2 protein-coding genes are annotated in these 1,602 nt (G+C 38.8%); one reads left to right on the forward strand and one right to left on the reverse strand.

The window, feature by feature from the left end:
• Window positions 1–242 (forward strand): arginase family protein (locus tag ACIQXF_RS10005; RefSeq protein ID WP_402782299.1); only part of this gene is annotated, 242 nt, incomplete at its 5' end.
• 103 nt (window positions 243–345) lie between these two features.
• Here ACIQXF_RS10005 and ACIQXF_RS10010 read toward each other — a convergent pair.
• Window positions 346–1,299: a hypothetical protein gene (locus tag ACIQXF_RS10010; RefSeq protein ID WP_402782302.1), complete on the reverse strand. Its 954-nt coding sequence runs from the start codon at window positions 1,297–1,299 to the stop codon at window positions 346–348.
• Between the last annotated feature and the right edge of the window lie 303 nt (window positions 1,300–1,602).

Here is a 1,602-nt window from a genome sequence, read left to right on the forward strand (position 1 = left end):
GTCTATCCGTCACTCTGATTTCTATCCATCTTTTCCTTGGCTCTTTCCTTCACTTCGGCTATTCTATCCGCTTACAACCAACATTTGTTCGCAAATTAATTAAACTCGTGGCTATACATGAAAAAGTAAGAAGCTTCGATATTTGTGAAGTGAATCCATCACTAGACATCGATAATCGTACAGCCAAATTAGCCACTTACTATGTCAATGAAGTGGTACAAGCCTTTTCAAAAAATTCATAATCAGAGTAAAATGGAGCCGTCTCAATTGGTCTTTGAGACGGCTCCTGCTGTGCAAAAGCAAAAAGATAGCAACAGACACATTTCGCTCCATGCCATAACTCGCTCAAGCCTGTAATAAATATTTTTGTTCTTCTTCTATTGATTGCATTAGATCCTGTACATTGTTCTTTTGGTCCTGTAAACGCCAAATTGCATTATGCACATCATCCTGAACACGAGATACCTGTTCTCGCGCTGTCGATATTTTTGAATGTACAGACCAAGCTGAGAAAATATCATCGAAGAAGTAGTCAGCAAACTTCACAAAACCATCCGTTTCAATATGTAGTGATTTGGTTGACATATCTTGTACATCTAGTAACTCGTTATGGAATCGTTGCAATGCAATTTGTGCATTATGGAGATAACTTTCGGTTTGATCAAGAGCGTCATGCTTTAAATGTGTAGCTATTAGACCACCTCCAAAAAAAGTATCCCATGTTGAAAAACCACTTGCTGAATGCAGTGATGCTGCTGCTTGTCCAAGCATAGTAAGTGCTACATCCCCCGCTTCTTGAGCCTCATTGATTTCTTTAATAAGCTGTTTTGTAAGGATTTCTTCATTCGCTAACTGTTCCAATCTCTGTGCCTGATGAGGGGCATGTAATTGTAAGTACCTTCTCTTTTTAGCATTCACTTGAGACAGTGCTTCTTGCAATTGCCGCCCATTGATTTGCGCTAGTTTTCCATTCACTTGTTCAAGATCCTTCGATAAATCCTGCTGCATATTTTGTGCCTCTTTTATTTTTAACTCTAGGATTGCTGCTTTATCGATTTTCTCTGCACGCAGCTCCTCTTGCTGTCCCGTCCATGTTCGAATCATATTCATAAACGAAAATCCTTCTAACTTGTCCAGCCTACTCCGAATATGATTGAGTGCTGTTGAATGATTGTTAATGTCCCGTTGTGCATGGTCTATTTGCCCTTCTATTAAAAGCTTTTGTTCACTTAACCTACTCGCATTTCGTAACTGTGTATGAATCATTTCTTGCTCTTTTTGTAATTGTGGCCAATCCATTCATTTCAACTCCTCTTATATAGTTGTACGAATGAACATAGAAAATGTTTCAATAATCTGTCATTTCATGTGATTCTTTCCCTGTTTTACAGTGTTGAAAACAAAATGATCAAGAAAATCTTTGTGAATATTTATAATTTAAATGAGGTGATTTCCGTTACAGGCTACTCGCTTTGTTGCTGTCGCTTCGCTTTCGCACAGTTAACATTTGTTGCTGTCGCTTCGCTTTCGCACAGTTAACATTTGTTGCTGTCGCTTCGCTTTCGCACAGTTAACATTTGTTGCTGTCGCTTCGCTTTCGCA

The sequence above is a fragment of the Lysinibacillus sp. NPDC097231 genome (assembly GCF_044761885.1).
Taxonomy (GTDB): Bacteria; Bacillota; Bacilli; order Bacillales_A; family Planococcaceae; genus Lysinibacillus.

What these genes read in the sequence shown, in the direction of transcription:
- ACIQXF_RS10010 (WP_402782302.1), bottom strand. Translation starts at nt 1,299, where the DNA reads ATGGATTGGCCACAATTACAAAAAGAGCAAGAAATGATTCATACACAG.